This window comes from Actinomadura sp. NBRC 104412 (genome assembly GCF_030269515.1).
Taxonomy (GTDB): domain Bacteria; phylum Actinomycetota; class Actinomycetes; order Streptosporangiales; family Streptosporangiaceae; genus Spirillospora.
The window spans coordinates 1-1,482 of the sequence record NZ_BSTM01000081.1; the positions used below are offsets into that span (position 1 = coordinate 1).

Consider the following 1,482-nt stretch of genomic DNA (forward strand, 5'->3'; position numbering starts at 1 on the left):
CCAGCTGCGGCCGGGTCAACGGCGGGACGACCTCTTCGTGGTTGTCAGACTCGGCGTTGGGGGGCATGCCGCGATACTTACAAACCCGACGTCTCCACACCCACAGAACTAACGAAAAGCTCAGTAGTGTCCTGAGTCGTTAATTAGTTGGCAGTATGTGGCGATGGTTTCGAGGATGTCGTCGGCGGGTTTGGTCCACACGAACGGCTTGGGGTCGGCGTTCCACTCGTTGACCCAGCGGCGGACGTCGCGTTCGAGCTCGGTGACGCTGCGGTGCGCCGAGCGACGCAGTTTGCGCCGGGTCAGTTCGGCGAACCAGCGCTCCACCAGGTTCATCCACGAGCTGCTGGTGGGGGTGAAGTGCAGGTGGAAGCGGGGGTGGCGGATCAGCCACCGCTTGACCTTCTCGGTCTTGTGGGTGGCGTGGTTGTCCAGCACCAGGTGCAGATCCAGATCCTTGGGCACCGCGGCGTCGATCACCTTCAGGAACCGCAGGAACTCCTGATGGCGGTGACGACGGTGGTGCTGGGCGATCACCGAGCCGCTGCCCACGTCCATCGCGGCGAACAGGCTGGTGGTGCCGTGCCGCACATAGTCATGCGTCATCCGCGCCGGAGTGCCCGGCAGCACCGGCAGGATCGGCGCGGTCCGATCGATCGCCTGCATCTGGCTCTTCTCATCGACCGCCAAAACCAGCGCGTTCTCCGGCGGGTTCAGATACGGCCCGACCACGTCGCGGACCTTGTCCACAAACTGCGGATCGGTCGACAGCCTCCAGGTCTCGACCGCCTGCGGTTGAGGCCGAACGCCCGCCAGATCCGCGAGATCGCCGACTGCGACATCCCGGTCGCCGCCGCCATCGACCGCGTCGACCAGTGCGTATCGGCGCCCGGCGTCTCCTGAAGGGTCTTGGTGACCACCTGCTCGACCCGCTCATCGGTGATCTGCCGCGGCCGGCCCGGACGCTTCTCATCCCCCAGGCCCTGCAGCCGATCGGCCTGGAACCGCGACCGCCACTTGCTCACGGTGTTGCGCGAGGTCCCCACCTGCTCGGCGACTTGCCCGATCGTGCCGCCCTCCGCACAGGCCAGCACAATCCGCGCCCGCAACGCCAGCGCCTGCGCGGTCTTACCACGGCGCGCCCATCCGGTCAGCACCGACCGTTCCTCATCGGACAACACCACGGGCTCAAGCTTCGGGCTCGGCATCCCGACAGCCTAACAACCAACAAAGAATTATTGACTCAGGACACTAGCCGAGGAGCTGTACGACCGGGGCCTGCTGACCCGACCCACCGCCAAAACCCCCGCCAAAGCCATCTCCGATTCCCAACTCGCCAATCTGCTGCGTGACCGCCCTGCCCTCAATCGGTCGTAGCAATTGATCTTGTGGTGGTGTAGTCCTGCTCGGCGAGTTGATCGTCGGGGGGAGCTGCTGTGGGGGCGGTGCGACACATGCTGACATTGGCCGACCGGGAAGAGA

At 65.3% G+C, this 1,482-nt stretch carries 1 pseudogene; it reads right to left on the reverse strand.

Annotated elements, in window-relative coordinates:
* Positions 1 to 120 precede the first annotated feature (120 nt).
* Positions 121 to 1,208, reverse strand: a pseudogene (locus QSK21_RS35780) (IS630 family transposase).
* Between the last annotated feature and the right edge of the window lie 274 nt (positions 1,209 to 1,482).